This window comes from Kitasatospora sp. NPDC056327 (assembly GCF_042261735.1).
GTDB lineage: Bacteria > Actinomycetota > Actinomycetes > Streptomycetales > Streptomycetaceae > Kitasatospora.
Genome location: NZ_JBHJRC010000102.1, coordinates 1 through 26,346, shown reverse-complemented (window position 1 = coordinate 26,346; position 26,346 = coordinate 1). Strand labels below are relative to the sequence as shown.

Annotated in this window: 24 protein-coding genes; 10 read left to right on the top strand and 14 right to left on the bottom strand. The window is 75.5% G+C overall.

Going from position 1 to position 26,346, the window contains the following annotated elements:
* Nucleotides 1-154 precede the first annotated feature (154 nt).
* The 6 genes from ACFCX4_RS17235 to ACFCX4_RS17210 form a co-directional block, all read right to left on the bottom strand.
* Nucleotides 155-1,171, bottom strand: coding sequence for a beta-ketoacyl synthase N-terminal-like domain-containing protein (locus ACFCX4_RS17235; protein ID WP_376143197.1), 1,017 nt, complete (start codon nucleotides 1,169-1,171; stop codon nucleotides 155-157).
* Entirely contained in the window at nucleotides 1,172-2,353 is a 1,182-nt protein-coding gene (locus ACFCX4_RS17230) for a beta-ketoacyl synthase N-terminal-like domain-containing protein (RefSeq protein WP_376143195.1), read from the bottom strand.
* A complete protein-coding gene (locus tag ACFCX4_RS17225; RefSeq protein WP_376143193.1) occupies nucleotides 2,350-3,693 on the bottom strand; it encodes a beta-ketoacyl-[acyl-carrier-protein] synthase family protein in 1,344 nt (447 codons plus the stop codon). Before ACFCX4_RS17225 ends, ACFCX4_RS17230 begins: the two co-directional genes overlap by 4 nt.
* Nucleotides 3,690-3,962 (bottom strand): acyl carrier protein, encoded by a 273-nt coding sequence (locus ACFCX4_RS17220; protein WP_376143191.1) that lies wholly within the window; start codon nucleotides 3,960-3,962, stop codon nucleotides 3,690-3,692. The genes ACFCX4_RS17225 and ACFCX4_RS17220 overlap by 4 nt, the downstream gene beginning before the upstream one ends.
* An 81-nt stretch (nucleotides 3,963-4,043) precedes the next feature.
* Nucleotides 4,044-4,973 carry an LLM class F420-dependent oxidoreductase gene (locus ACFCX4_RS17215; RefSeq protein WP_376143189.1) on the bottom strand — a complete coding sequence of 310 codons (930 nt, stop codon included), beginning with the start codon at nucleotides 4,971-4,973 and terminating at the stop codon, nucleotides 4,044-4,046.
* A 95-nt stretch (nucleotides 4,974-5,068) separates the two neighbouring features.
* On the bottom strand, nucleotides 5,069-5,500 hold the full coding sequence (locus ACFCX4_RS17210; RefSeq protein ID WP_376143187.1) for an SCP2 sterol-binding domain-containing protein: 432 nt from the start codon (nucleotides 5,498-5,500) through the stop codon (nucleotides 5,069-5,071).
* A gap of 237 nt (nucleotides 5,501-5,737) precedes the next feature.
* On the opposite strand from ACFCX4_RS17210, the gene ACFCX4_RS17205 reads away from it, so the two are divergent.
* Together ACFCX4_RS17205 and ACFCX4_RS17200 are read left to right on the top strand one after the other, a co-directional pair.
* Entirely contained in the window at nucleotides 5,738-6,994 is a 1,257-nt protein-coding gene (locus ACFCX4_RS17205; protein ID WP_376143185.1) for an NAD(P)/FAD-dependent oxidoreductase, read from the top strand.
* Nucleotides 6,991-8,241 carry a cytochrome P450 gene (locus ACFCX4_RS17200; protein WP_376143183.1) on the top strand — a complete coding sequence of 417 codons (1,251 nt, stop codon included), beginning with the start codon at nucleotides 6,991-6,993 and terminating at the stop codon, nucleotides 8,239-8,241. The genes ACFCX4_RS17205 and ACFCX4_RS17200 overlap by 4 nt, the downstream gene beginning before the upstream one ends.
* A 145-nt stretch (nucleotides 8,242-8,386) precedes the next feature.
* Here ACFCX4_RS17200 and ACFCX4_RS17195 read toward each other — a convergent pair whose 3' ends face one another.
* The 3 genes from ACFCX4_RS17195 to ACFCX4_RS17185 form a co-directional block, all read right to left on the bottom strand.
* Nucleotides 8,387-9,211 carry an ester cyclase gene (locus ACFCX4_RS17195; RefSeq protein ID WP_376143181.1) on the bottom strand — a complete coding sequence of 275 codons (825 nt, stop codon included), beginning with the start codon at nucleotides 9,209-9,211 and terminating at the stop codon, nucleotides 8,387-8,389.
* Between the two features lie 67 nt (nucleotides 9,212-9,278).
* Complete coding sequence (locus ACFCX4_RS17190; protein ID WP_376143179.1) at nucleotides 9,279-10,484, bottom strand: FAD-dependent oxidoreductase; 1,206 nt, start codon at nucleotides 10,482-10,484, stop codon at nucleotides 9,279-9,281.
* A gap of 83 nt (nucleotides 10,485-10,567) precedes the next feature.
* On the bottom strand, nucleotides 10,568-11,770 hold the full coding sequence (locus tag ACFCX4_RS17185) for a hypothetical protein (protein WP_376143178.1): 1,203 nt from the start codon (nucleotides 11,768-11,770) through the stop codon (nucleotides 10,568-10,570).
* Between the two features lie 128 nt (nucleotides 11,771-11,898).
* Here ACFCX4_RS17185 and ACFCX4_RS17180 point away from each other — a divergent pair, with 128 nt between their 5' ends.
* Nucleotides 11,899-13,170: a cytochrome P450 gene (locus tag ACFCX4_RS17180; RefSeq protein ID WP_376143176.1), complete on the top strand. Its 1,272-nt coding sequence runs from the start codon at nucleotides 11,899-11,901 to the stop codon at nucleotides 13,168-13,170.
* Nucleotides 13,171-13,193: 23 nt separating this feature from the next.
* Here ACFCX4_RS17180 and ACFCX4_RS17175 read toward each other — a convergent pair whose 3' ends face one another.
* Entirely contained in the window at nucleotides 13,194-13,643 is a 450-nt protein-coding gene (locus tag ACFCX4_RS17175; protein ID WP_376143174.1) for a MerR family transcriptional regulator, read from the bottom strand.
* 78 nt (nucleotides 13,644-13,721) lie between these two features.
* Between ACFCX4_RS17175 and ACFCX4_RS17170 the strand changes: the two genes are divergently transcribed.
* The 6 genes from ACFCX4_RS17170 (at nucleotide 13,722) to ACFCX4_RS17145 (ending at nucleotide 21,080) form a co-directional block, all read left to right on the top strand.
* Nucleotides 13,722-14,675 carry an NAD(P)/FAD-dependent oxidoreductase gene (locus tag ACFCX4_RS17170; RefSeq protein ID WP_376143172.1) on the top strand — a complete coding sequence of 318 codons (954 nt, stop codon included), beginning with the start codon at nucleotides 13,722-13,724 and terminating at the stop codon, nucleotides 14,673-14,675.
* 5 nt (nucleotides 14,676-14,680) lie between these two features.
* Nucleotides 14,681-16,201, top strand: a complete 1,521-nt coding sequence (locus tag ACFCX4_RS17165) for an MDR family MFS transporter (protein ID WP_376143170.1) — start codon at nucleotides 14,681-14,683, stop codon at nucleotides 16,199-16,201.
* A gap of 167 nt (nucleotides 16,202-16,368) precedes the next feature.
* Complete coding sequence (locus ACFCX4_RS17160) at nucleotides 16,369-17,121, top strand: class I SAM-dependent methyltransferase (protein ID WP_376143168.1); 753 nt, start codon at nucleotides 16,369-16,371, stop codon at nucleotides 17,119-17,121.
* Between the two features lie 114 nt (nucleotides 17,122-17,235).
* The gene (locus ACFCX4_RS17155) at nucleotides 17,236-18,090 is read left to right on the top strand and encodes a class I SAM-dependent DNA methyltransferase (RefSeq protein WP_376143166.1); all 855 of its coding nucleotides are present in this window, start codon (nucleotides 17,236-17,238) and stop codon (nucleotides 18,088-18,090) included.
* A complete protein-coding gene (locus ACFCX4_RS17150; protein WP_376143164.1) occupies nucleotides 18,087-19,685 on the top strand; it encodes a flavin-containing monooxygenase in 1,599 nt (532 codons plus the stop codon). Before ACFCX4_RS17155 ends, ACFCX4_RS17150 begins: the two co-directional genes overlap by 4 nt.
* On the top strand, nucleotides 19,686-21,080 hold the full coding sequence (locus ACFCX4_RS17145; protein WP_376143162.1) for an aminotransferase class III-fold pyridoxal phosphate-dependent enzyme: 1,395 nt from the start codon (nucleotides 19,686-19,688) through the stop codon (nucleotides 21,078-21,080).
* A gap of 136 nt (nucleotides 21,081-21,216) precedes the next feature.
* On the opposite strand, the gene ACFCX4_RS17140 is transcribed toward ACFCX4_RS17145, so the two are convergent.
* The 3 genes from ACFCX4_RS17140 to ACFCX4_RS17130 form a co-directional block, all read right to left on the bottom strand.
* A complete protein-coding gene (locus ACFCX4_RS17140; RefSeq protein WP_376143199.1) occupies nucleotides 21,217-22,068 on the bottom strand; it encodes a M56 family metallopeptidase in 852 nt (283 codons plus the stop codon).
* 119 nt (nucleotides 22,069-22,187) lie between these two features.
* Nucleotides 22,188-22,577, bottom strand: coding sequence for a BlaI/MecI/CopY family transcriptional regulator (locus ACFCX4_RS17135; RefSeq protein ID WP_376143161.1), 390 nt, complete (start codon nucleotides 22,575-22,577; stop codon nucleotides 22,188-22,190).
* A 19-nt stretch (nucleotides 22,578-22,596) separates the two neighbouring features.
* Complete coding sequence (locus tag ACFCX4_RS17130) at nucleotides 22,597-23,070, bottom strand: hypothetical protein (RefSeq protein WP_376143159.1); 474 nt, start codon at nucleotides 23,068-23,070, stop codon at nucleotides 22,597-22,599.
* 163 nt (nucleotides 23,071-23,233) lie between these two features.
* On the opposite strand from ACFCX4_RS17130, the gene ACFCX4_RS17125 reads away from it, so the two are divergent.
* On the top strand, nucleotides 23,234-24,595 hold the full coding sequence (locus ACFCX4_RS17125; RefSeq protein WP_376143157.1) for a hypothetical protein: 1,362 nt from the start codon (nucleotides 23,234-23,236) through the stop codon (nucleotides 24,593-24,595).
* 233 nt (nucleotides 24,596-24,828) lie between these two features.
* Here the strand turns inward: ACFCX4_RS17125 and ACFCX4_RS17120 are convergent.
* On the bottom strand, nucleotides 24,829-26,346 hold a 1,518-nt coding region (locus ACFCX4_RS17120; RefSeq protein WP_376143156.1), incomplete at its 5' end, for a condensation domain-containing protein.

Sequence of the window (26,346 nt, the reverse complement as noted above, 5' to 3'; positions counted from 1 at the left end):
GGGTCGCCCGGGCCACCGGGGCGGGCGGTGCCGTCCACGGGCCAGCTGACGTCGGCGGCGGTGAGCCGCAGGCCGCGGGGGGCCAGGGCCCGGCAGCCGCGCCACAGGCCGGGGTGGCCGGCCAGGCCGTGCAGCAGGGTGACCCGGCGGGGCGTCATGGCGCGGCTCCGGGGCGGGCGCCGGGGATCCGGTGCAGCCACAGCGCGGCGGCGGCGTCGTCCTGGCCGGCGCCGGTGTCCAGGGGGCCGTGCCCGGTGGCGGCGAGGGCGGACTCGCCGTGGTCGCGGGCGAGCCCGGCGGTGGCGGCGACGCACTGCAGGACGCCCAGGGCGCCGGAGCAGCGGCCGTGCAGGGCGTGCAGGGCGTGGGCGGTCCCGGCGGTGACCGGGCCGGGCGCGGGACCGGCGAGCGGCGGTTCGGGCGTCCACCAGGTGCCGGGCGGCGCGCTCTCGCCCCGGCGGGCGGCGGCGGTGGCGGCGGCGAGGTCCCCGGCCCGGGCGTAACGGCCGATCCGGGCGAGCGGGGTGACGGCTCGCTCGCGGACGGCGTCGGCGGCCTCGGCGACCAGGGCGGCGGCGCCGTCCAGCAGCGCGCCGGGCCCCGGGGAGCCGTCCAGGAGACGGCGGACGGGGTCGTTGGCGGGCTCGACGCCGACGACCAGCGCGCGGCGCAGCCGGCCGGCGGCGATGAGCGTGCGGGCGAAGTGGACGGCGTCCAGGCCGGAGGTGGGGCCGTTGTTCAGGGTGAGGTTGGCACCGCGCAGGCCGTGGGTGATGGCGAGCCAGGAGGCGGTGACGTTGCTGGCGGTGTTGGGCAGCAGCATGGGACTGGTGGCCCGGTAGCTGTGACGGCGGATGGTGGCGCTGGTGTCGCAGACGGTGTCGACGTTGCCCCAGTTGGTGCTGACGACGACGCCGAAGTCCTCGCCGTCGACCGTGAGGTTGCCCTCGTCGTCGAGCAGACGGGCGTCGGCGAGCGCGGCGAGCGCGGCGGCGAGGGCGAGTCTGGTGGCGCGGTCCTTGTAGCGCAGGCCGCCGCCGCGCAGGGCGGCGGCCGGGTCCCGGGGTTCGTGCCGGGGCGCGTCGAGCAGGGCGTGCGGTCCGGGGACGCCGGGCAGGGCGGTGCCCAGGCCGCTGATGTGGACGGCGGGCGCGGTGCGGCCGGTGCTCATTCAGGCCGCCCTCTCCACCACGGCGACGGCGTTGAGGCCGCCGAAGCCGAAGGCGTCGACCTGGGCCAGCCGGAGGCCCGGGGCGTGGACGGGGTGCGGGCCGATGCGCAGGTCCCTGACCTCGTCGATGGGGTCGGTGAGGCCCAGGGTGGGCGGGACGCGGCCGGTGGTGAGGGCCTGCACGGCGACGATCAGGCTGTGCAGGCCGGAGGCGCCCGCGGTGTGACCGATCATCGACTTGACGGCGGTCAGGTGCGGGCGGGCGGCGTCCGCGGCGAAGACGTCGGTGAGCGCCAGGGCCTCGGCGCGGTCGTTGTGGGGCGTGCCGGTGCCGTGCAGCATGACGAGGTCGATGTCGGCGGGGGTGACGCCGGCCCGGGTGTGGGCCTGGCGCATGGCGCGGCCGATGCTCGCGCGGTCGGGGGCGGAGGGGTGGTGGGCGTCGCAGTTGAGGCCCACCGAGCGGACCCTGGCGTGCGCCGCGTCCCGCCCGCCGGCGGCGGTCCCGCTCCCCGTCGTGCTCCCGGCGCGGGCGGTGCCCGGGTCCCTGGTGAGGACGACGGCGGCGGCGCCGTCGCCCTGGAGCATGCCGCGCCGGCGGCGGTCGAAGGGCAGCACGGTGTCGGGGGCCTCGCGGTAGACCCGGTCGAGCATGCCGTAGGTGCTCTCGGTGATGGTGTCGGTGCCGGCGACGACGACGGTGTCGGCCTCGCCGAGGTCCAGCAGGTCGCAGGCCAGGCCCAGGGCGTACAGGGAGGCCGCGCAGGCGTTGCCGACGGTGTAGGTGCGGTCGGCGCCGAACCGGCGGCGCAGGGCGGTGCCGAAGTGCAGGTCGGCGGGGTCGAAGGGGGCGTCCTCGCACCAGCGCAGTTCCACCGAGCGCAGTTCGCGCAGGGTGGTGCCGACCAGGACGGGCACGCCGGCCAGGTCGTCGGGGCGGCCGGCGTCGGCGAGCGCCTCGGCGACGGCGGCGAGCAGCCAGTCGGTGGGGCGCAGCGGGCGGTCCTCGCCGGAGGCGGGGCGGTCGTCGATCTCGTAGGCGTGGCGGGCGCGGTAGTGGGCGGGGGCGAAGGCGCGCAGCGGGGCGAGGCCGCTGCGGCCGGCGCACAGGGCGTCGAAGGTGCTGGTGCGGTCGGCGCCCACGCTGCTGACGGCGCCCATGCCGGTGATGAGGGCGCTCATCCGCGTGCCCCGGCAGCGGTGGCGGGGCCGGCCCGGTCGGCCCCGACGGCTGCGGCCTCGGCTGCGGCGGGAGCGGCTGCGGCGGGAGCCGCGTCGGGGGTGCAGCGGCCGAGCATCAGCACGGCGTTGTTGCCTCCGAAGGCGAGCGCGTTGTTCTGCACGACCCGCAGGTCCGCCCGGCGGGGGGCGTTGGGCACGCAGTCCAGGGCGCAGTCGGGGTCGGTCTCGACGTGGTTGATGGTGGGCGGGATGAAGCCCTCCGCGATGGCGAGCGCGCAGGCGGCGGAGGCCAGTGCGCTGGCGGCGCCCATGGTGTGGCCGATCATGGACTTGATGGAGACGGTGGCGGGCGGGCGCGGGCCGAAGACCTGCCGGATGGCGGCGGCCTCGGTGACGTCGTTGGCACGGGTGCCGGTGCCGTGGGCGGAGATGAAGTCGACCTGGTCCGGTTTGACGTCGGCGTCCGCGTGGGCGCGCTGGATGCAGCGGGCGATGCTGTCCCGGTCGGGCGCGACCGGGTGGTGGGCGTCGCAGTTGAGACCGTAGCCGAGGATCTCGCAGTAGATGCGGGCGCCCCGGGCGAGGGCGGAGTCCAGCGTTTCGAGCAGGAGGATCCCGGCGCCCTCGCCGGTCAGGATGCCCTTGCGGTTCCGGTCGAAGGGCTGGCAGTTCTCGGGGGCGATGGTGCCCAGGCGGTAGAAGCCGGTGAAGGTCTTGCGGCACATGGCGTCGGCGCCGCCGACCAGGGCGGCCTGGACGTCGCCGCCGCGCAGGGCGTCCAGGCCGTAGCCGATGGCGTAGTTGCCGGCCGCGCAGGCGGTGGCGAGGGTGGTCGCCTCGACGTCGGTGAGCCCGAGTTCGGCGACGACGGCGGAGGACAGCCGGGCGGCGGAGGTGCGGGCCGCGACCCGGGGGTCGAGGTTCTCGGGTCCGTCGGCGAGTTCGGCGGCGACCAGGCGGTCGAGGTCGGCCGACTCGCCGTCCGTGGTGCCCACGCAGACCAGGCTGCGGCGGGCCCGCAGCTCCTCCGGCGTCATGCCGGAGTCGGCGAGGGCCATCACGGCGGCGGCGGTGGAGAACTGGGCGGCGCGGCCGAGGCGTTCGGCCGGGGTGCGGGTGATCCAGCGCCCGGGGTCGAAGCCGGTGACCTCGCAGCCGTTGGCGTGGGCGAAGCCGGTGGTGTCGAAGGCGGTGATGGGGCGGGCACCGTTGCGGCCCTCGCGCAGGGCGGTGAGGAACTCGCCGACGCCGATGCCGATGCTGGTCACCGTGCCCAGGCCGGTCACCACCACCCGCCGGGGGGCGGGCGGTGGCAGGCGGGTGGCCGTCACGTCGGTCACCGGGCGAGCAGGGCCTGGTCCACGACGGACTCGACGCCGTCGAGGTTGACCATGCGGGCGAGCTCGTCCTGCTCGATGGTGATGTCGAACTGGCGCTCCAGGGCCGCGAGGATCTCGATGGCGCGCAGCGAGTCCGCGTCGTGCTCCTCCTTGAAGAGGCTGGTGTCGGTGAGCTGCTCGGGGTCGAGTTCGAGGATGCGGCAGACCGTGTCCTTGATCTGGGCCTTGCGGTCCTCGCGGCTGCCGGTGGCGGGGTCGGACGTGGTCATCTGCTGTCTCCTGGGCTGGGGCCGGGCGGGCCGGCGGGGGGTGGCGGGGAGTGGGCCGTGCGGTGGTCGCGGGTGCGGCGCTCAGAGGCGGACGAGGACGTCCTTGACCAGCCATTCCATGGTTTCGACGATCTGGGCGGGCCGCATGGACAGGTCGAGGACCATCAGCTGGACCCCGGCGTCGCGGTAGGCCCCGATCTGTTCGGCGACCTCGTCGGCGGTGCCGGTGATGCTGACCCGGTCGGACATGAAGTCCATGACCTCGAACGGGGGCACCAGGGCGCGCCGCACGGTGATCTCGATGCCGGCCGGATCGCGGCCGGCCTCGGCGGCGAGGCGGTCGAGGGTCGCGCGGCCGGCGGTGATCTCGTCGGGGTAGAGCTCGTGGGCGAGCCAGCCGTCGCCGAGCCGGGCCACCCTCCGCAGGGCGGCGTCGGTGTTGCCGCCGACGTAGACCGGCGGGCCGGTGGGGGTGTGCGGGCGGGAGGCCAGCCACATGTCGTCGAAGTCGGTGAAGCGGCCGTGGAAGGAGGTGGGGTGACGGGTGCCCCACAGGGTCCGCATCACCGCGATGGCCTCGTCGGTGCGGGCGCCGCGCTCGCGGCGCGGGACGCCGACGGTGGTGAACTCCTCGTCCATCCAGCCGATGCCGGCGCCGAGGACGGTGCGGCCCAGCGAGAGCTGGTCGAGGGTGGCGAGTTCGGAGGCGAGGATGACGGGGTTGCGGTAGGGCAGGGCCATCACGTGGGTGCCGATGCGCACCCGCTCGGTGACACCGGCCACCACGCCCATCACGGTGACGGGTTCGAGCCAGGCGACGCCCCAGTTGTAGGCGTCGGCGGTCTTGGCCCGCGGGTAGAGGCAGGTGCTGTTGCGGGTGCGGGGCAGGGCGACGTGGCTGCTGACCCACACGGAGTCGAAGCCGAGGCGGTCGGCGGCGGTGGCCACGTCGAGCAGGTAGCGGCGCCGGCCGGGCGGGCCGACGGTGGGCAGGGCGATGCCGAACTTCATGGGCGCTCCCGCGATCGCGGTCGGAGGGCGGTGACGGACGGTGGTGGGCGGTGGTGGGCGGTGGTGGGCGGGATCACGGCCGGATCGGACCGGGATCAGGCCGGACGCTCGAACCAGTGCTCGAACTTGGCGGCGTACAGGGTGTTGCCGGAGAGCTTGACCTTGCCGCCGAGGAAGGCCTGCATGCCGTTGAGCCGGCCGGTGAGGAGCTTCAGGAAGGTCGGCAGCGACACCGTGGTGGTCAGCTTCGGGGCCGGGGTGCGGCCCCGGCCGGTGCGGCAGGTGTCGCCGGCGATCTCGACGAAGTACTCGTGGGCGCCGTCGGGGGTGTTGATGACGTACTGGAAGCAGGCCTCCTGGCCCTTGGCCCGCTCGGCGCGGAAGGCCTCGGGCATGTTCGCGAACACGTCGTCGAGCAGGCCCGCGATGCCGCCCTCCTGGGCGCGGGCGAAGGCGAGGACCTCGTCGTCCTTGCGGTGCCCGGCGGCTTCCTTGATCGCTTCGAACCTGCTGGTGTCCAGGGCCATCGCTGTGCTCCTCGTCGCTCGGTGCGGGCCGGATGGTGCAGGGCCCCAAGGCTGCGCCGCCGGACCGACCGGCGACAGCGCCGTCAGGGGCAGCGGATCGGGCGCCGCCGGGGGCGCCCGGACGGTGCTGCCCGAGTGGGCACCTCCCCCAGGTCTTCGCGGTGCGCGGTGCCGGGCGCTTTGCTGGGCGGCGGCGCCGGCACCGGGCCGGGCCCGTGTTTCGGTGGCGGAGGTCGTATGCACGACGTGATCGTGGTCGGGGGCCGCTGTGCGGGCTCACCGCTGGCGATGCTGCTGGCGCGCCGGGGCCACCGGGTGCTGGTGCTGGAGCGGGCGGCGTTCCCCCGGGACACCGTCTCGACGCACTACGTCCAGCCCTCGGGGCTGGTCCGGCTGGCGCGCTGGGGCCTGCTGGAACCGCTGCTGGCCAGCGGCTGCCCGCCGGTGACGGAGGCGGTCTGGTGGTTCGCGGAGGACCTGGTGGTCCGCGGCTTCGCCCCGCCCATGGAGGGGGTGTCGATGGCGCTGGCGCCGCGCCGCACCGTGCTGGACGCCCTGCTGGCGGACGCGGCGCGGCAGGCGGGCGCCCAGGTGCGCGAGCGGTGCTCGGTGCGCGGGCTGCTGCGGGACGCCTCGGGCCGGGTCCGGGGGGTGCGCTACCGCGACGAGCACGGCCGGGAGGCCGAGGCGCACGCGGACCTGGTGGTGGGCGCGGACGGCCGCAACTCGCTGGTGGCCCGTGAGACGGGCGCCGCGGAGTACCACCGCCGGCCGCCGCTGACGGTGGTCTACTACGCCTACTGGCGGGGCCTGCCGCCCGAGCGCCGGAACCGCAACGAGGTGTTCCTGGCGGGCGACAAGCAGATCGGGGTGATCCCCACCCACGACGACGCCTACCTGGTGCAGGTGGCCCGGCCGCACGCGTTCTACCCCGAGTACCGCAGCGACGTGGAAGGCCACTACCACCGGGCGCTGGAGGAGGCGGCGCCGTCGCTGGCGCGGGAACTGGCCGGGGCGCGGCGCCTGGAGCGGTTCCGCGGCACCGCGGACCTGCCGAACTTCTACCGCCGCCCGTACGGGCCGGGGTGGGCGCTGGTGGGGGACGCCGGCTACCACAAGGACCCGCTGACGGGCCAGGGCATCTCGGACGCGTGGCGGGACGCGGAACTCCTCGCGGACGCACTGGACCAGGTGCGCGGCGGGACGCCCCGGGAGGAGGCGATGGCCGGCTACGAGCGGGCCCGCAACGCGGCCAGCGAGGCGGTCTACGAGTTCACCTGCGAGGCGGCCGGGTTCGACCTGGACCCGATGACCCGCCGGCTGGTGGAGGTGCTGGCCTCCCACCAGGAGGACGCCGACCGGTTCTTCGGGATGATCGCGGGTACGGTGAGCGCCGGGACGTTCTTCTCCCCCGAGAACCTGCTGGCGATGCTCGGCCGCCTTCCCGCCGGTTCCTTCACCCCTGTCACCACCGGTCCGGAGGAGACCCGATGAGCGCCGACGAACGGCCCGCGGACGGCGAGGTGCCCGTCCTGGAGGGCTTCGACCCCTACACCGACGCCTTCCGCGACGACCCGTACCCGCACTACGCGCGGATCCGTGCGATGGGCGGGCCGGTGTACTGGGACTACCTGGACTCCTACGTGGTGAGCGGCTACGCGGACGCGACCGAGGTGCTGGGCCACCCCGCGCTGCGGCTGTCCCCGCCGGACGCGGTGGCGGACCTGCTGGCGGCGATGGTGCCCGAGTCGCTGCGCAGCATGAGCGGCACCCTGCTGTTCACCGACCCGCCGGACCACACCCGGCTGCGGAACCTGACCCGGCGTCCGTTCGCCTCGCCGCGGCTGGGCACCGTGCTGGCCGAGGCCCGGCGGCTGGCGGACGAACTGCTGGCGCGGGCCCTGGAACGGGGCCGGCTGGAGGTGGTGGACGACCTGGCGTTCCCGGTGTCTCTGCGGGCGATCGGGGACCTGCTGGGGGTGCCGCGCGCGGACCTGGACAAGCTGCGGGACTGGGGGCAGGCGATGTCGCCGGCCGCGGACATCCCGGCCTCCCCCGGGTCGATCGAGAGCGCGGTGGCGGCCTACGAGGAGTTCGACGACTACTTCACGCACCTGGCCCGGGCGCGCCGGCGGGATCCGGGCGAGGACCTGGTGTCCTCGCTGGTCGGCTCCCAGCAGCAGGGGCTGCTGAGCGAGAGCGAGCTGACGGCCAACGCGGCGCTGGTGTTCATCTCCGGCCACGAGACGCTGGTCGCGTTCACGGCCAGCGCGTTCCTGGCGTTCCTGCGCCACCCCGGCCAGCTGGCGCTGCTGCGGGCGCGCCCGGAGCTGGCGGGACCGGCGGCGGAGGAGGTGATGCGCCACGAGAGTCCGCTGCAGCTGGCCACCGCCGGCGGCGGGCGGTGGACGGCGGAGGAGGTGCGGGTCGGCGGGCGGCGGCTGCCGGCCGGGGTGCGGGTGCTGACGCTCATCGGCGCGGCGAACCGCGACCCGCGGGTGTTCACCGACCCGGACCGGTTCGACATCACCCGGGAGGGGCCGCGGCATCTGGCACTGGGCCACGGGCTGCACTACTGCCTGGGCGCGGCCCTGGCCAAGCAGCAGGGCACGCTGCTGATGCGGGCGCTGGCGGCCTGGCCGGCCGAGCTGTCGGCGCCGCCTCAGGAGCCGCGGTGGCTGCCGCTGTTCATGCAGCGCCGGCTGGCACGGCTGGAGGTGACGGTGACGCCCGCCGGGTAGCGGTGCGCGGACGCGGGAGGGGGGGGTGACCCGGCCGGGTCACCGCCCCCTCCCGCGTCCCCCGTCCCCTCCCCTGCCGCAGCGCCGTGTCCCCGCCCCGGCGAACGGGGGCGGGGGCACGGACGGGGGCGCTGCGGACGGACGGTCAGGAGGTGGGGGGAACACCGAACCGGGCGACGGCGGCGTAGTCCATCACGTCCCAGTGCTCGGCGATCAGCCCGTCCTGGATCCGCAGCAGGTCGGAGGTGTGCAGCCGCACCTCGGCGCCGGTGGCGGCCTCGTGGCCGTGCCAGACGCAGAAGACCGCGACCAGGTCGTCCTGGGCGATCATCTGGGTGAGGTCGCCGACCAGGTCGGGGGCGAGGGCGAACAGGCCGGCGAAGAAGGTCTTCATACCGGCCAGGCCCTCGCCGGAGGAGGCCGCGAAGGCGTTGTGCTGGATGTAGTCGGCCCGGTAGTGGGCGTCGGCGCGGTCCAGCCGGTGCTGGTGCATGACCTCGTCCCACACGGTCCGCACCAGCCGCATGTTCTCCTGCTGCGTCGGGCCGGCGTCCCAGTCGGGGGTGCCGGTGGCCTGGGCGGTCTGGTCGGGGGGCGTGAGGCCGAGGGCCGCGAGCGCGGAGTAGTCGAACACGCTCCAGTGCTCGGTGATGCGGCCCTCGTGCAGGCGGTAGAGGTTGGCGGTCAGCTGGTCGAGCGGGCGGTCGGTGCCGCCGATGGTGCCCTGCCAGCGGACGTGGACGAGGACGCGGTCGTTCTGCTCCACCAGCTGTTCGACGGCGCAGGCGAGGTCGGGGACCATGGTGAGCATCATGGTGGCCCAGGTGCGCAGGCCCTCGACGCCGGGGGCTGCGCCGACCTGGTGGTTGACGTAGTCGGGGGCGAAGAACTCGTCCGCGCGGTCGAAGTCGTGCTTGTTGTAGACCTCTTCGAAGAGCCGGCGGATCCGCCGGCCCGGGGTGTCGGTCATCCCTGGTCCTTTCCGTCGCCGCCCGGCGGGCGTCGGGCGGCGTGAACTGGTCTGTGCGGGGCGGGTTTCAGGCGCCGGGCCCGGCGAGGGCGGCGGCGCGTTCGATCAGCTCGGGGGTGAAGAAGACGTCCCAGGTGAAGCTGCCGGCGATCAGGCCGAAGAACCGGTCGGTCTGCTCCTGGTCGCCCTGGATCGCACGCAGGACGTTGAGCAACTCGGGCATCGGGTCCAGGCGGGCGGCCTGGAGGTTGAAGAAGTACTCGGGCATGGCGTCCTCGTCGCGTTCGCGCGCGAAGTCCGCCAGGGCCTCGGGGACCGGGCGTTCGCCGCCGAGGGCGGGGCCCAGCAGGCCGGCCAGCAGATCGGCGTGGCGCACGGCGTCACTGATGCCGAACGCGCCGACCGGGTCCTTGTGGAAGCCCGAGTCGCCGACCAGGGCCCAGGAGGCGCCGGCCGCGGTGCGGAAGAAGTTGGGCAGCCGGCCGGTGCCGGTGAAGCGCTCCACCCGCCGGGCGTCGGCGAGCCGTTCGGCGAGCCCGGGGGCGGTGGAGGCGAGCGCCTTGAGGTAGGAACCCTCGACGTCGGCGCGCACGGTGTCGAACTCCGCACGGGGCCACTGGATGCCGATCATCGTGTTGCCGTCGTGGGTGGGCACGACGCCGATGGCGCGGCGTCCGCGGACGTAGACCTCGTAGTCGGCGCTCAGCCCGTTCCAGTACGTGTAGTACAGGCAGTTGAGGGTGGGCGCCTCCTCGTACTTGCGGGCGCCGGCGCGCCGGGCGACCAGGGAGTCGACGCCGTCGGCGCCGATCACCACGCGGGCGCGCTCGGTGTGCTCGCGCCCGTCCTCGCCGCGCAGCACCACCCCGGCGACGGTGTCGCCGTCCCGCAGCAGGTCGGTGACGTTGCAGCGCTCGCGCAGTTCGGCGCCGGCCTCGACGGCGGCCTCGGCCAGCAGGCCGTCCAGGACGTAGCGGCGCGGCCCGTAGGCGGCGCGGATGCCGTCGACCGGCGGGGCGCAGCCGGCGATCGCGACGTCCTCCAGCTCCCAGCGGGCGACGTCCAGGGGCGGACAGCCGGTGGCGACCAGCCGGTCGAGCAGGCCCCAGCGGGCGAGCCGGGCGATGGTCGGCTGGTGGACGTAGTGGGTGGACATGGTGTCGCTGGGGATGCGCGCCCGGTCGAGCAGCAGGACACGGTGACCGGAGCGGGCGAGCAGCATGGCCGTGGTCGCTCCCGCGACGCGCGCGCCGACGACGATGGCGTCGTACATGGTGGTCCTGCCTCCTCGGCTTGGGTCGGCGGGACGGGGAGGCCCGCCGTCGGGGGTGGGTCGGGGCGTGGCTGGGGTGCGGGTCAGGGGGCGGCGGGGTCCAGGACGGCGCTCAGGGGGCGGCGCGGGCTGGTGCCGGCGGGCCGTGCCGGGTAGCCGATCCGGAAGGTGACCAGGGCCTCGCGGCCGGGGGTGGCGAGGAGCTCCTCCAGGGCGGTGCCGAAGCGCGGGGCGAGGCCGAGTTCGCGTTCGCGGTCGGCGCGCACGGTCATCATGTTGAGGTGGCCGACGGCCAGGCCGCGGGCGGTGGCGAGCAGGTGCAGGCGCTGCAGCAGGCGCCCGCCGCGCAGCCGCTGGACGGTGTCCCGGGCGTCGGTGACGGTGACGATCGCGAAGGCCGCGGCGGTGGGCACGTGGACGGCGCGGGTGTTGCGCAGCCAGAAGCGGTCCGCGACGGTGCGCGGGGGCGCGGGCAGCCGCTTGCCCAGGGCGGTCATCAGCGCGGGCATGCCCTGGGTGTCGACGGTCATGCCGTCGGCGGTGCGCGCCACGGCGCGGTCGCTGCCCCGGTACCAGCGGTGACCGGAGCGCGACTGGCCCTCGTCGGCGATGACGGCCTCGGTGGCCTCGACGAGCAGGGCGGCGACCCGGGCGCGTTCGGCGGGGGCGGTGAACCAGTGCAGGGCGGGCGCGCCGGGTTCCGTGCCGGCGGCGGCGGTGAGTTCGTCGAGCAGGTCCGGGGCCGGCGGGCGGTCCCGGAAGGGGCCGCGGTTGGTGCGCCGGTAGGGGATCGCCTCGTAGAGGTCGCGCCAGAACGGGGGCAGCTCCCCCGCGGGCCCCGGCGGCGCGGCCGGGCCGGCTCCGGGGCCGGTGCGGGGGCCGGTGCGGGGGCCGGGGCCGGTCCCGTCCAGGTACAGGGTGGCGGCGTGCCCGGGCCGCTCCGGGTCGGGGGCCAGGTGCAGGACGGGGGCGAGGCCCTGGGCCCGGGCGGCGAGGACCATGTTCTCCAGGGCGCAGCCGAGCCCGACGTGCAGCTCGCGGTCGAAGGGGTCGAGGGCGCCCTGGCGGCGGGCGGGGTCGGCGTGGACGAGGACGCGCCGGCCGTCCGCGTCGAGGGCGAAGCGCCACGGCTGCACGTTGCGGGCGTTGGCCGCCAGGATGCCGGCCGCGACGACGGCGCGGGCGCCGCCCTGCCGCCGCCAGGTGCGCCAGGCGTCGAAGGCGGCGCCGGGCGGGGGCGGCGCGGCGTGGGCGGTCATCGCGGGGCTGAGCGCGTCGGTTCCCATGGCTGGCTACCCTCGGTGGTCGGGGGTGCGGGGGTGAAGTCCCCTTTGGGGGGTGCACGCGGGGTGCCCGAACGACCACGGCGGCGGAACCTCGCCCGCGGGACGGGGCCGGGGCGACGCTTTCGGGCATGACGGAGACGACAGGGCCCCGGCCCGGGGCGAGCCCCGACGAGCAGTTGATCGCCTACTTCGACCCGGACAACCGGGCCGATCCGTACCCGGTGCTGGCCGGGATCCGGCAGGCCTCCCCGTTCTGGGCGATGGACGGCGCGCTGCTGGTGCTGGGCCGCCACCGGGACGTGGAGACGGTGCTGCGCTCGCCGGCGGCCAGTGCCGACCGCAGCGCGTCCAGGATCCTCAGTTCCGACGCGGTGGCCTCGCGCCGGGAGGTGATGACCTTCCTGGACCCGCCGGACCACACCCGGCTGCGCGGGCTGGTGACGATGGCGTTCACCCCGCGGATGGTGCAGAACCTTCAGGGCCGGATCCGGGAGATCACCGACGACCTGGTGGACCAGGTGGCCGCGGCGGGCTCGCCGGTGGACATCCCCGGCGTGTTCTCCTACCCGGTGCCGGTGCGGGTGATCTGCGAGATGCTCGGGGTGCCGGCGGAGGACCACAAGGTGTTCGGGACGTGGTCGACGGTGCTGGGCCGGGCGCTGGACCCGCTGATGGCGGCCAACCGCACCCCGGACGTGGACCGCGAGGACACCGAGACGCGGGCCGCGTTCTACCAGTACTTCCGCGACCTGATCGCCTCCGGCGGGGCCCGCGGGGACGGCCTGCTGGCGCGGCTGGTGGCGGCCGAGGCCGAGGGCGAGCGGCTGACCGAGACGGAGCTGCTGGCCACCCTCGCGCTGCTGGTGATGGCCGGGCACGAGACGACCGCGAACCTCATCACGCACGGCATCCTGACGCTGCTGCGCCACCCCGGGCAGCTGGCGATGCTGCGCGAGGACCCCTCGCTGGCGTTCAACGCGGTGGAGGAGATCCTGCGGTTCGAGCCGTCGGTGCAGATGCTGCACCGGATGGCGAAGGAGCCGATCGCCCTGGAGGGCTTCGAGATCCCGGCGGGAACCGACGTGCTGATGCTGACGGCGGCGGCCAACCGGGACCCCGAGGTGTTCGAGGACCCGGACCGCTTCGACATCACGCGCGCCGCCGGGCGGCGGCTCGAACACCTGTCGTTCTCCAGTGGCGTGCACCGCTGCCTGGGCGCGAACCTGGGCAAGCTGGAGGCGGCGGTGGCGCTCCAGGCGTTCGTCTCCCGGGTGCGTGATCCGCAGTTGGTCGAGGACTCCCTGGAGTACCGTCCGCACGTGATCCTGCGCGGGCCCGAGCGGATGCGGGTCGCGTTCTCCGGGGTGGACCCGGTCCGCCGAGGCGCCGTCGGCCGGTGACGGGTGATCCGGTGGCGCGGTGATCAGTGACGGTGCGTGTGCAGTTCGGCGGGCACGCCGTGGGCGTCGCCGTCGTTCAGGGCCTCGACCAGGCGGCTGAAGCCCGGGCACTGGGTGAAGTCGTGGGCGCGGCAGCTCATGGCGTGCTCGATGAGGGTGCGCGAGGCCTCGATCTCGCGCATCCGCCGGTCGAGTTCCTCGTAGTGGTCGCGCAGCAGGGCGTGCCGGGCGTCCGCGTCGCGGGCGTCCAGCACGTCGCGCAACTGCTCCAGGCTGAAGCCCGCGGCCTTGCCGCGCACGATCATGGCGACCCGGGCGATGTGGTTGCGGGTGTAGCGGCGGCGGCCGTTCACCCGTTCGGCGGGCGACAGCAGGCCCAGTGACTCCCAGTGACGCAGCACGTGGGGGCGCAGGGCGAAGCGTTCGGCGAGTTCACCGATGGTCATGGCGGGCGCGTCCAGACTTGACTTCATGTTGACATTAACTTGCAGAGTTGGGGCCAGGTCAAGCCGGCGCTCACCGGCGCGACGACGAGATAGGGAGACCTGGACATGCTGGACGTCATCATCATCGGCGGCGGCCCCGCCGGGATGTCGGCGGCCCTGACGCTGGGCCGCACGCACCGCACGGTGCTGCTGGCCGACAGCGGACAGGGGCGCAACGCCCCCGCCGAGGCCATGCACAACTTCCTCACCCACGACGGCACCGCGCCGTCGAAGATGCGGGAGCTGGGCCGCGCGGACCTGGCCGCCTACCCGCACGTCGAGGTCCGCGAGGACCCGGTCCACACCCTCACCCGGCACGGCGAGGGACACTTCGAGGTGGTCTTCCCGGACGGCTCCGCCGCCTCCGCCCGCCGCCTCCTGCTGGCCACCGGCCTGCGCGACGAGATGCCGGCCGTGCCCGGCTGCGCCGAGCTGTGGGGCCGCTCGGCCTTCCACTGCCCCTACTGCCACGGCTACGAGGTCACCGGCAAGGACGTCGCGGTGCTGGGCGCCGGCGGCGACCGGGTACGCCTGGCCCTCCAGCTGAGCCGCTTCACCCGCACCATGACGCTGCTGACCGGCGGCGACGAGCTGGACGGCGCGCTGCGCGAGGTGCTCGCCGCGGCGGGCGTGACCGTGCGCGAGGAGCGGGTGGCGGAGCTGGCCGGCGAGGGCGGCGACCTGCGGCACGCCGTCCTCGGGGACGGGGACACGCTCCCGCTCGACGCGGTGTTCGTCAAGACCTCGCTGCACCAGCGCGCGGAGTTCGCGCACCAGCTGGGCTGCGCGGTCTTCCCGGACTCCTGCGTGGAGGTCAACGAGTTCCACCAGACCAGCGTCCCGGGCGTCTACGCGGCCGGCGACATGGCCCGGCGCCCGACCGTGCCGGCGCCGCTGGCCGCCGTGATCGCCGCGGCCGCGGCCGGCACCGTGGCCGGCGCGATCATCGACCAGGACCTGGTCAGCGCCGACTTCCGGCTGCCCAACCCGTTCGCCGCGCTCGCCGCCCCCCGGGCGTGAGCGCCATGTCAGAGAGCAACCCCACCCCCGTGTCCCCCGAGAACCCCGCCACCACCGCGACCGCCCCGCAGGGCGAGGACGCCGCCCCTCCGGCCGGCGCGCTCAGCAACGTGCCGCTGGCCACCGCCGCGCTGGTGCTCGGCATGCTGCTGTCCGTGCTCGACCAGACCGTGGTGGCCATCGCGCTGCCGCAGATCACCGCCGACATCGGCGGCGCCGACGCCTACAGCTGGGTCGTCACCGCCTACGTGCTGGCCTCCACCGCCACCGGCACCTTCTACGGGCGCGTCTCCGACCGCTACGGACGGCGCGAGGTGTTCATCGCCGCCGTCGTGCTGTTCACCGTCTCCTCCCTGCTGTGCGGGATGGCCCAGACGATGCCGCAGCTGATCGCCGCCCGGGTCGCCCAGGGCGTCGGCGCCGGGGCGCTGTTCGTCATCCCCACCGTCACCCTGTCCGAGCTCTACCCGAAGCACCTGCGCGGCAAGGTCCAGGGCCTGACCGGCGCGGTGTTCGCTCTCGCCTCGGTGGGCGGCCCGCTGGTCGGCGGCGTGATCACCGACGGACCCGGCTGGCGCTGGATCTTCTACATCAACGTGCCCATCGGCGTGGTGTCCGTGGCGCTGTGCGCGATCGCGCTGCGGGTGCCGCGGGCGGGCACCGGCGGAGCCGTGGACGTCGCCGGCGCGCTGCTGCTGATCGGCGCCGTGGTGAGCCTGCTGCTGGTCACCGAGTGGGGCGGACGCACCTACGACTGGGGCTCGCCGCAGGTCATCGGCCTCGTCGTGGCCTGCCTGGCGCTGTTCGTGCTGTTCGTCCTCCGGGAGCGGCGCGCCACCAACCCGCTGCTGCCGATGCGCCTGTTCACCAACCCGGCGCTGCGCCTGATCCTGCCGGCCACCGCCGTGCTGGGCATGCTGCTGTACGGGTCGGTGGTGTTCATGCCGACGTTCCTGCAGAACGCCTACGACTGGAGCGCCACCCGCGCCGGCCTCGCGCTCAACCCGTACTTCCTGCCGTTCATCGCGGTCTCCGCGGTGGCCGGCGGCAAGGCCGGCAAGAGCGGGCGGTTCAAGCCCTACCTGCTGGCCGGCGGCGTCGTGCTGGCGGTGGCGTTCGTGCTGCTCTCGCTGCTCGACCCGGACCGCCCGTACTGGTTCGTCGCCGCCGCGATGGTGGTCCTGGGCGCCGGCTTCGGCCTGCTGATGCAGAACCTCGTCGTGGTCTCGCAGAACTCCGCGGGGCCCGCCGACCTGGCGGCGACCACCGCGGCCAACCTGTCCATCCGGGGCCTGGGGATGGCGGTGGGCGTCGCGCTGTTCGGCAGCCTGCTGACCCGCGAACTGGGCGACGGCCCGGCCTCGCCGGCCGCGGTCGCCGAGGCGATCCCCGAGGTGTTCGTCTGGGGCGTGCCGCTGGCCGCGCTGCTGGTCCTGCTGCTGGCCCTGGTGCCCATGCCCAGGACCGCCCCGGACACCACCGGGGCGCCGGGCGCCGACGCGAAGGCCGCGCCCTCCGCGTCCTGAACCCCGTCACCGCCCGAAGCGCTCCGCCTCCTGACACCCGCCGCCTCCCGGCACCCGCCGGCCCGAGGCGTCCGCCGACCCGGCACCCCGGCACCCGCCGGCCCGTCAACCCGCCACGGGGCGGGGGAACCGCTCCCCCGCCCCGTCCTGCGTCCGAAGGCCCCGACATGCGTCGACTCCTGAACCTGGCCCACCACGGCCTGCACCGCCTGGCCGCCACCGGCCCGGCCCGCCCCGCGCACCGCGCGCAGCACGCCCCCGACGGCCACGCCCCCGACGGCCACGGTCCCGACCGGCCCGGTCACGGCCGCCGCGGCCCCGGGACCGGGCGCCCGGACGGCGACGACGGCGGAATGAGCGTCACCGGCGAGCAGTACGACCGCTTCGCCGGGCGCATGCTGGCCGGCCTGCACCGCCGCGCCGCCTCCGAGGCGGCCGATCTGCCCGACGGCGCCGCCGTCCTGGACATCGGCACCGGCCCCGGCCGCCTGCTGCTGCACCTGGCCGCCCGCCGCCCCGGCCTGCACGCCCACGGCGTCGACGTCTCCCCCGCCATGGTCGAACGCGCCCGGCACAACGCCGCCGCCCACGGTCTCGCCGCGCACATCACCGTGCACCTGGGCGAGGCCGCCCGGCTCCCGTTCGACGACGACACCCTGGACCTCGTCGTCTCCACCCTGAGCGTGCACCACTGGCCCGACGTACCCGCCGCCGCCCGCGAGATCGCCCGGGTGCTGCGCCCCGGCGGCCGCCTGGTCGTCTACGACTTCCGCGGCGTCGCCGACACCCGGCCCACCGGCGCGCTCGCCGCCTGCCCCGCCTTCGCCGGGGCGCGCGTCGAGCGCCGCACGCTGTCCGGCGGCCCCACCCTGCCGCTGCCGCTGTTCGCCCGCCTCGCCCTCGAACTGCCCCGCCGCTGACGCCGGTCCGGCCGGGCTCCGCACCGGCCCGCACCGGTCCCGAAACCGACCCCCCCTATCGGCCACGCCGACCCAGCCTGGCCGCCACCCGCGCCCCGGAGGTTGACTGCCGTCATGACGACCCAGGAGAGCTACGGCCCCACCAGCTACGGCAGCGAACTGGCCGACATCTACGACCACTGGATCACCCGCCTGCAGCAGGACACCGACGCCACCGTCCGGTTCCTCGCCGAGCACACCGACCGCGCGGCCAAGGACACCGGCGCGCGCACCGCGCTCGAACTGGGCGTCGGCACCGGCCGCGTCGCCCTGCCGCTGGCCGGCCTCGGCGTGGAGGTCACCGGTGTCGACGCCTCCGAGGAGATGCTCGGTCTGCTGCGCGCCAAGCCGGGCGCCGACGCCGTGACGCTGGTGACCGGGGACTTCACCGACCCGCCCGCCCGCGGCCCCTACACCCTGGCGTACATCGTCTTCAACACCCTGTACAGCCTGCCCACCCAGGACGACCAGGTCCGCTGCCTGGCCAACACCGCGCGGCTCCTCGCCGACGGCGGCCTGTTCGTCTTCCAGGGTTTCGTCCCCGACACCGCCCGGTTCGAGGCCGGTCACCACAGCGGCCACCGGATGGAGGTCGCCCGCACCGCCGGCGCCAGTCTGAGCCTGGGCATCGCCCGCCACGACCCCGTCGCCCAGCACATGTACCCGCGCTACAGCCTCACCGACGCACCCGCCGACACCCCCGGGAGCGCCGGGGCGACCGGCGGGCGTGACGGGACCGGCACCGGGGCCGGGACGCGCGAGCACACCGTGCGCTTCCGCTACGTCTGGCCCGCCGAGCTCGACCTGATGGCCCGGCTGGCCGGACTCACCCTCGAACGCCGCTTCGCCGACTGGGAGGGCACGCCCTTCGCCGCCGACAGCCAGGCCCACGTCTCGGTGTACCGCAAGAGCGGGCCCGCCCCGCGATGACGCGAGCGCACACCGCGACCCCGCGGGTGGCGGTCGTCGGGGCCGGGTTCTCCGGCCTCGCCGCCGCCGTCCGGCTGCTCCGGGCGGGCGTCACCTCGTTCACCGTCTACGAGAAGGCACCCGGCCTCGGCGGCACCTGGCGCGACAACACCTATCCCGGCGCCGGCTGCGACATCCCCTCCCACCTGTACTCCTACTCCTTCGCGCCCTACCGCGACCCGCGGGTGCGCTACCCCGCGCAGCGCGAGATCCTGCGCTACCTGGAGGACGTCGCCCGCGCCCACGGGCTCGAACCGCACCTGCGCTACGGCACCGAGATCACCCACCTGCGCTACGACGACCCCACCCGCACCTGGCACCTGCACGACGCCCGCGGCCGGGTCCACCACGCGGACGCCGTGATCACCGCCGTCGGCCAGCTGCACCGCCCCGCCGTACCGGACCTGCCCGGCGCCCGCGACTACACCGGTGCCGCCTTCCACACCGCCCGCTGGGACCACGACCGGCCCCTCGACGGCGCCGCCGTCGCCGTCATCGGCACCGGCTCCAGCGCCGCGCAGGTCGTCCCCGCGCTCGCCGGCCGGGTCCGGCGCCTGCACGTCTTCCAGCGCAGCGCCAACTGGGTGATGCCCAAACCCGGCGCCCGGTTCCACCCCGCGCACTCCGCGCTGCTGCGCACCCTCCCCGGCGCCCACCGCACCTACCGCGCGACGCTCTTCCAGCTCTCGGAGGCCCTGCTGCTGCCCGCCGTGCGCGGGAACCGGTTCGCCGCCGCCGTCCTGCGCGCCAAGGCCGAGCGCCACCTCCGCACCGCGGTCGCCGACCCCCGGCTGCGCGACCGGCTGACGCCCGACTTCGCGTTCGGCTGCAAGCGCGTCGTGCTGTCCTCCGACTGGTACCCGACCCTGCAGCAGGAGCACGTCGAACTGGTCACCGACCCGATCGAGCGCCTCACCCCCGAGGGCATCCGGACGACCGACGGCCGGCACCGCCCGGTCGACGCCGTCGTCTACGCCACCGGCTTCCGCACCACCGAGTTCCTCACCCCGATGACCGTCAGCGGTCCCGGCGGCCGCACCCTGGCCGAGGCGTTCAAGGCCGGCCCCCGGACCCACCTGGGCATCCACGTCCCCGGCTTCCCCAACCTGTTCCTGATGTACGGACCGAACACCAACCTCGGCCACAACTCCGCGGTGCTCGCCCTGGAGGCCCAGGCCTCCTACATCGCCCGCTGCGTCGCCCTGCTCGCCCGCGGCCGGGTCCGCGCCGAGCTGGACGTCACCGACCGCGCCGCCGACGCCTGGCAGGAGCTGGTCGACACCGGCTCGGCCGGCACCGTGTGGGCCGGCCCGTGCACCAGCTGGTTCAAGACCGCCGACGGCAGCCTCACCACCAACTGGCCCTACCGCACCCGCGTCTACCAGCGCCTCACGGCCGCGCCCTCCCCCGCCCTGACCCTGCACGACACGGGGACCGGCGCCGGGAGCGGCGGCGGCACCGGAGCGGGCGCCGCGACCGCTGCCGGAGACGGCCGCCCCGCCCCGTCCGACCACCCGGTGCGCCAGGCACCGCCCGCGCGAAAGGACCCCCGCTAGATGAACGACACCACCGCGACCGCACCCACCGCGCCCACCGGGGCGCCCGCGGCCCCGGAGACCGCCCGGGCCATCGCCGAGGACGACGCCCGGCACCTGTTCCGCGGCTGGGTCCAGCAGGGCACCCACCGCGCCCTGCCCGTCGCCGGCGCCGCCGGCTCCTGGTTCTGGGACCACGCCGGCAACCGCTACCTCGACTTCTCCTCCCAGCTCGTCTACACCAATCTCGGCCACCAGCACCCCCGACTGGTCTCCGCCATCCAGGAGCAGGCCGGAAAACTCTGCACCATAGCCCCGCACTTCGCCGAGGAGCAGCGCGCCACCGCCGCCCGGAAGATCGCCGAGGTCGCCCCCGCCGGACTGGAGCGGGTCCTGTTCACCAGCTCCGGCGCCGAGGCCGTCGAGCACGCGGTGCGGCTGGCCCGGCTGCACACCGGCCGGTTCAAGCTCCTGGCCGCCCACCACTCGTTCCACGGCGCCACCTCCACCGCGATCCAGCTCACCGGGGACCCCCGCCGCTGGCGCAACGACACCGGGAACGCCGGCGTGGTCCGCTTCTTCGCCCCGTACCTGTACCGCTCCTCCTTCTACGCCGAGAACGAGGAGCAGGAGTGCCTGCGGGCCCTTGAGCACCTGGAGCAGGTCATCGTCCTGGAGGGCGCGCGCACCATCGCCGCCATCGTGCTGGAACCGGTCGGCGGCACCAGCAGCGGCGTCCTGGTCCCGCCGGACGGCTACCTGGCCGGCGTGCGCGAGCTGTGCACCCGCTACGGCATCATGCTGATCCTGGACGAGATCATGGTCGGCTTCGCCCGCACCGGTGCCTGGTTCGCCACGGACCACTGGGGCGTGCGCCCGGACCTCATGACCTTCGCCAAGGGCGTCAACTCCGGCTACCTGCCGCTCTCCGGCGTCCTGGTCGGGGACGAGATCGTCGAGACCTTCAGCGCCACCCCCTACCCCGGCGGCAGCACCTACTCCGGCCACCCGATGGCCTGCGCCGTCGCCGTCGCCGCGATCGACACCATGCGCGACGAGGGCACCGTGGAGCACTCCGCCCGGCTGGGCCGCGAGGTGTTCGGGCCGGAGCTCGCCAGGATCGCCGAGCGGCACCCCAGCGTCGGCGAGGCCCGCGGCATCGGGACCATCTGGGCCCTGGAGCTCGTCAGGAACAAGAAGACCAAGGAGATGTACGTCAACTACGACACCCCGGACCGCCTCACGCCGCCCGGCGCGCAGTTGATGGGCGCCCTGATGCAGCGCGGCGTCAGCGCCATGGTCTACCTGAACCGCCTGAACATCACCCCGCCGTGCAACATCAGCGAGGAGGACGCCCGCGAGGGGCTGGCCCGGATCGACGAGGCCCTCACCGTCGCGGACGCCCACACCCACTGACCGGCGGGCCCCCGGGACCGTCCGCGGCGGCGGGCGCTCCCGGGGCCGGCACGGACGGACGACCGCGCGGCCGGCCGGACGACGGTGCGGGGGACGACGGCGTCGGGACGGGCGGCGGACGCGGGCGCGCGACGGCTCAGAACGAGCCCTCGCACAGGCCGGCCGCCGCCGTCACCCCGCAGTACACCCACACGCCCGCCAGCACCACCACCAGCACCAGCGATCTGCGCAGCGAACAGCACCGCAGCCGCCGGCCGAAGCCCCGCGGGCCCCCCTCCAGCTGACGCACCCGCGCCTCCAGGGCGGTCTCCCCGCCCATCGCGGTCCCCGCCCGCACCAGCCGCGCGCCCCCCGCCTCCGGCCCGTCCGGCGCCAGCGACTTCACCAGGGCGCTCGCCACCACCCCCGGCGTCACCACCCGCAGCGCCGCCTGGTCCGCGGCCAGCTCCTGCCGGGTCTTCACGTGCACGGCCACCGTCCGCAGCGCCGGCACGAACCACAGCGCCCCGGCCACCGCGTCCACCGCCAGCCGCCCCAGCGGATGGCGGCGCCGCGCGTGGTGCAGCTCGTGCTGCACCACCGCCCGCAGCTCCTCCTCCGTGGTGCGCTCCACCAGCCCGGTGGAGATCGCCACCCGCGGACTGAACAGCCGGTGCGTCACCGCCACCGGGCCGCAGACGTCGAGCTGCACCACCTCCACCCCCGCCCGCACCGCCGGCAGCACCGCCCGCAGCCGCGCGCCCGGCGCGGTCGCCCGCTCGGCCACCCACCGCCCCGCCCGCCGGCCGGCCAGCAGCGCGCGGACCACCACCACCGTCCCGCGCAGCACCGCCGCCAGCGCGATCTGCGTGCCGCAGCCCAGCACCACCACGTGCGCCCACTGCGCGGCGCCCCGCGCCGAGGAGCGCGGCCCGTGCCGCCAGATCCTCAGCACCAGGTAGACCAGCACGTCGGCCAGCACCAGGCCGGCCCCCACCAGCAGGATCATTCCCACCGACCGCAGCGCACCGCCGCGTCGTCCGTCCGGTCCGTTCACGTTCCCCCGTCCCCGTTCCCGGTCTCCCGTGCCCTCCCCGGGGTACCGCGGCGCCCCGGCGAGGGCCGGCGTCAACTGTCCTCGTTCTCCGGCCGGATCAGGTTCATCAGCCGGGCCCGCAACTGCGGCTCCGCCTGGTAGCGGTCCACGAAGTGCGCCACCACGGAGAGCCCGTGGTCGAGGATCACGTCACGCACCGCCAGATCGGCGGCCCCCGTCACCAGCGCCGTGTACACGAACCCGCGCCCGCGCGCGGCACGCCGCACCACGTTGCGCTCGCTCAGCCGGTTCAGCACCGTCATCACGGTCGTGTAGGCCAGGGGCTCGCCGCGCCGGCGGTTGACCTCCTCCAGCACCTGCCGCACGCTCAGCGGCCCGTCCGCCCCCCACAGGACGGTCAGCAGCTCCGCGCCCAGCGGGCCCAGGGCCTTGCGCAACTTGTCGTCCTCGCTACCGGTCATCTCCGCCACGCACCCCCGGTCACTCCAGCGGGCCGGCCGCGGCCGGACGGCCCCGCCGCATCGCCTCCAGCCGCACCATCCCCACCACCACCCCGCCGAATCCGTACCACACCAGATCGTGGTAGAGGTCCAGGGAGGTGCCCTGCGAGTGCTTCCACATGTCCAGGAAGAAGCCCGCCAGTTCGATCCCCCCGCCCGCCAGCAGCAGCGCCCCGGCCACCCGGAGGCCGCCGCGCCGCAGCAGCAGCACGCCGGCCACCACCGTGACCGCGGCACCCAGGTAGATCCCCAGGTGGATGGTCCACAGCGCGCTCGGCGGCTCCACGACGAACGACACGTGCTTGGCGTGCCAGTACGTGTCGTACGCCTCCCCGAACAGGAAGACCACCACCCCCGCGAACGCCGCGTGGCGCCACGGCCCCGCCGGGGCGGCGGGGAGCGGGGAGACGGGAGCCGGCGGCCCCCCTGACCTGGACGCAGGTGTCGATTCCATGCCACCACCGTGCAGCACGTTCCCCGGCACGGTCAGCCGACACCGGAGGGGCAGGACGCCCTGCCCGATCGGCCACCCCCGTCCGGCGCACCCCGCTTGCCCCGCCGAAGGCCCGCCCCCGCCGAGGCTCGCCCCGCCCCGGGCCCCGGCCGACCCTGGCGCCATGGCCTCAACCACCGTGACCTCCCTCGCCCACCTGGTCGGACACGGCTCCGGACCGATCCCCCGCACCCTGGCGCTGATCGCCGGGACCACCGCCCTCTACGCCTCCTTCGACGCCCTGCGCCTGCGCTGGCACGAACCGCGCTTCGACGCCCGCCGCTCCTGGCGCACCCTGCCCGCCGCCCTCACCCGCGTCGTCGACCACCCGATGACCCGCCGCACCCTGCAGACCTGGGGCGCGGCCCTCGCCTTCCTGACGCTGGCCGTGCTCACCAACGGCTACGGCGGCGAGGACCTCGGCCTGGGCATGGTCTTCGTACTGTTCTGGGTCGGCCTGGTGCCCGCCTCCCTGCTGCTGGGCCCGGTCTGGCGGCTGGTCAACCCGCTGCGCTCGCTGCACGCGCTGCTCTGCGCCGCGCTGCGCGTCCCGCCCACCGAGGGCCTGCGCCCGCTGCCCGCACACCTGGGCCGCCGGCCCGCCGCGCTGGGACTGCTGGCGTTCGGCTGGCTGGAGCTGGCCGCCCCCGGCCGCGACTCCGCCGGCACCGTGCTGGTCTGGCTCTGGCTCTACGCCGCCGTCCAGCTGATCTGCGCCACCGTCTACGGGGACCGCTGGTTCGAGCACGGCGACGCCTTCGAGGTCTACTCGACGCTGCTGGCCGCCATGTCGCCGCTCGGCCGGGCCGCCGGCCCGGACACCGCCGCGGGACCGGCCGGCGACCGCCCGGGGAAGGGCGGGCGGCCTCTCGTGCTGCGCAACCCCTTCGACGCGCTGGCCTCGGTGCGGCCCGGGCCCGGCCTGGAGGTCCTGGTCTCCGTCCTGCTGGCCCTGACCGCCTTCGACGGCTTCGCCAACACCGGCCTGTGGCGCTCCCTCGCCGAGGGCCTGCCCCAGTCGCCGGTGCGCACCGCCGGACTCCTCGCCGCCGTCGCCGTGATGCTCGGCCTGCTCAGGCTCTCCGGCTGGGCCGCCCGGCGGCTGTCCCCCGGCACAGGCTGGTCCTCCGCCGCCATGGCGCCCTCCCTGCTGCCGGTGGCCGCCGGGTACGTGCTCGCCCACTACGCCTCCGTCCTGGTGACCGAGGTCCAGCGGTTCGCCGACGTCTTCCTGGTCACCGGCGAACCCGCCGCCGTCCACCACGGCGGCGCCGCGGCCACGGCCTACGCGCTGCCTGCCGCCCTGGTGGTCTCCCTCTTCCAGGTCGCCTTCGTGGTCACCGGGCACGTGGTGGCCGTCGTCGCCGCCCACGACGGCGCCGTGGGAGCGCTGCCCGCCCGGCGCCGTGTCCTGCCGCAGGTCCCGCTGTTCGCGGCGATGCTCGCCCTGACGCTCGGCGCGCTCACGCTGCTGCTGAACGCCTGAGCCCCGGCCGTCGGCGCGGTCCGCCGGGGCGGCCCGCTCGGCGGCCGGGGGCGACGGCGCCCCGGCGCGGCACGCTCCAGCCGTCCGGCCGCCGGTCCGCGTCGTCGACCCGCCCCTGGCCGGCCGCGGGGCGGAGGGATCCGCGCGGTGCTCACCGGAGGCGGTCCCCGGGCGCGGACCGGCCCCCGGCCCCGCAGGGGGGTGGGAGCCGGGGGCCGGGGACCAGGGGGTGCTCAGGCCTCCTTCGCCCAGCGGGCGATCGCACCGAGCTCCGCGACCAGGGCGTCCACGAACGCCTTGCGGGACGCCGCGTCGTGCCGGTTGCCGCTGAACCCGACCGTCAGGTTCAGCCGCCCCGCGACGACGAACCCGATCACGTCGATCAGCCGGAACCGGGTGCCGGTCCCGCTGCGCTGACGGCCGAACGCCGACCGCGGCACGCTCAGCAGGTCGCTGCGCAGGAACACCTCGTCCACCTGGCCCAGGTAGTTGACCCCGACCGGCGCCGCCGGCATCGCCCGCAGCTCCCGGGCCCGCGGATCCTCCCAGAGGTAGGAGAGCAGGCCGTGCCCGGCCCCGCGGCCCGGCAGCGCCGCCGTCTGCTCCCGCACCCGTTCCAGCGCCCGTCCCACCCCGTCGGCCGGGTCGTGGGCGAGGAGCACCGGCACCAGCGTCGAGAACCGCCCGACCGTGCGGCTCACGTCCGCACCGGGCACCGGCAGGTCACGGCCGTGACGCTCCAGGTCGACCAGCAGCCGGCCCGGCCCGTCCGCGCCCGGTACCGAACGCAGCACCGCCGCGCACAGCACCTGCGACACGTCGATGTTCATCCGGCCGGGCAGCACGTGCAGCAGCGCGTCGGTGACCTCCCGCTCCACCCGCACGGTCACGTTCTCCAGGGACTCCAGGGAGTTGGGGCCGTCCTCGGCGTCGACCGCCACCGTCGCCGGCCGGCGACGGTCCTCGCCGGTCCAGTGCTCCCACTCCGCCACCACCTCCGGGGAGTTCGCGTAGTCGGCCAGCCCCCGGGTCCAGCTGCGGAACGAGGTGGTCCGGGCCGGCAGCGCCCCGTCGCCGCCGGCCTCCAGGGCGCTGTAGCAGGCGAACAGGTCCTCCAGGACGATGCGGCCCGAGTAGTGGTCGACGGCCAGCCAGTGCGCCAGGAACAGCACGCAGTGCGGGCGCTCCCCCATGTCGAAGTAGGCCACCCGCAGCAGCGGTCCGTGTTCCAGGTCCAGTGACGCCTGGAGGTGGTCGCTGATCTCCACGCTGCGGCGCTTCTGCTCCCGGGCGTCCAGCCGCGACAGGTCGTGGACGTCGAACGGCAGCGCGTCGCCGCCGTCGGCGGGGCCGGCGGGGCCTTCGGCGGCGGTCGCCCCGCCGGTCCGGTGGGCCGCGACCCTCGCCCGCCAGGCGCCGTCCTCGCCCCGGGCGAAGCGCAGCCGCAGCGCGTCGTGGTGGCCCAGCACGCGGTCCAGGGCACCCGCGAGCGCGGTGGTGTCCAGCGGCCGCTGCAGCGCCAGCAGGAAGGAGGCGTCGTTCCAGTGATGACGCTCCGGGAGGTCCTGCGCGAGGAACCACTGCTGCGAGGGCGTCATCGCCGTCGGCCCCACCGGTTCGTCCCCGGCGCCCGCCGCCACCGACACCGAGGAGGCCACCAGGGCCTGGGTGGCGATGGTGGGGTTGGCGAAGATGTCGGCGAGGGGCAGGCGCAGGCCGCGGCGGTCGGCGGCGGCGCCGGCGCGCAGGGC

Coding starts and splice junctions, on each gene's coding strand:
- ACFCX4_RS17150 (WP_376143164.1), top strand. CDS start 18,087: ATGACGCGAGCGCACACCGCGACCCCGCGGGTGGCGGTCGTCGGGGCC.
- ACFCX4_RS17200 (WP_376143183.1), top strand. CDS start 6,991: ATGAGCGCCGACGAACGGCCCGCGGACGGCGAGGTGCCCGTCCTGGAG.
- ACFCX4_RS17210 (WP_376143187.1), bottom strand. CDS start 5,500: ATGGCCCTGGACACCAGCAGGTTCGAAGCGATCAAGGAAGCCGCCGGG.
- ACFCX4_RS17180 (WP_376143176.1), top strand. CDS start 11,899: ATGACGGAGACGACAGGGCCCCGGCCCGGGGCGAGCCCCGACGAGCAG.
- ACFCX4_RS17155 (WP_376143166.1), top strand. CDS start 17,236: ATGACGACCCAGGAGAGCTACGGCCCCACCAGCTACGGCAGCGAACTG.
- ACFCX4_RS17160 (WP_376143168.1), top strand. CDS start 16,369: ATGCGTCGACTCCTGAACCTGGCCCACCACGGCCTGCACCGCCTGGCC.
- ACFCX4_RS17220 (WP_376143191.1), bottom strand. CDS start 3,962: ATGACCACGTCCGACCCCGCCACCGGCAGCCGCGAGGACCGCAAGGCC.
- ACFCX4_RS17185 (WP_376143178.1), bottom strand. CDS start 11,770: ATGGGAACCGACGCGCTCAGCCCCGCGATGACCGCCCACGCCGCGCCG.
- ACFCX4_RS17145 (WP_376143162.1), top strand. CDS start 19,686: ATGAACGACACCACCGCGACCGCACCCACCGCGCCCACCGGGGCGCCC.
- ACFCX4_RS17140 (WP_376143199.1), bottom strand. CDS start 22,068: ATGATCCTGCTGGTGGGGGCCGGCCTGGTGCTGGCCGACGTGCTGGTC.
- ACFCX4_RS17215 (WP_376143189.1), bottom strand. CDS start 4,973: ATGAAGTTCGGCATCGCCCTGCCCACCGTCGGCCCGCCCGGCCGGCGC.
- ACFCX4_RS17205 (WP_376143185.1), top strand. CDS start 5,738: ATGCACGACGTGATCGTGGTCGGGGGCCGCTGTGCGGGCTCACCGCTG.
- ACFCX4_RS17135 (WP_376143161.1), bottom strand. CDS start 22,577: ATGACCGGTAGCGAGGACGACAAGTTGCGCAAGGCCCTGGGCCCGCTG.
- ACFCX4_RS17130 (WP_376143159.1), bottom strand. CDS start 23,070: ATGGAATCGACACCTGCGTCCAGGTCAGGGGGGCCGCCGGCTCCCGTC.
- ACFCX4_RS17190 (WP_376143179.1), bottom strand. CDS start 10,484: ATGTACGACGCCATCGTCGTCGGCGCGCGCGTCGCGGGAGCGACCACG.
- ACFCX4_RS17235 (WP_376143197.1), bottom strand. CDS start 1,171: ATGAGCACCGGCCGCACCGCGCCCGCCGTCCACATCAGCGGCCTGGGC.
- ACFCX4_RS17230 (WP_376143195.1), bottom strand. CDS start 2,353: ATGAGCGCCCTCATCACCGGCATGGGCGCCGTCAGCAGCGTGGGCGCC.
- ACFCX4_RS17125 (WP_376143157.1), top strand. CDS start 23,234: ATGGCCTCAACCACCGTGACCTCCCTCGCCCACCTGGTCGGACACGGC.
- ACFCX4_RS17195 (WP_376143181.1), bottom strand. CDS start 9,211: ATGACCGACACCCCGGGCCGGCGGATCCGCCGGCTCTTCGAAGAGGTC.
- ACFCX4_RS17165 (WP_376143170.1), top strand. CDS start 14,681: ATGTCAGAGAGCAACCCCACCCCCGTGTCCCCCGAGAACCCCGCCACC.
- ACFCX4_RS17170 (WP_376143172.1), top strand. CDS start 13,722: ATGCTGGACGTCATCATCATCGGCGGCGGCCCCGCCGGGATGTCGGCG.
- ACFCX4_RS17175 (WP_376143174.1), bottom strand. CDS start 13,643: ATGAAGTCAAGTCTGGACGCGCCCGCCATGACCATCGGTGAACTCGCC.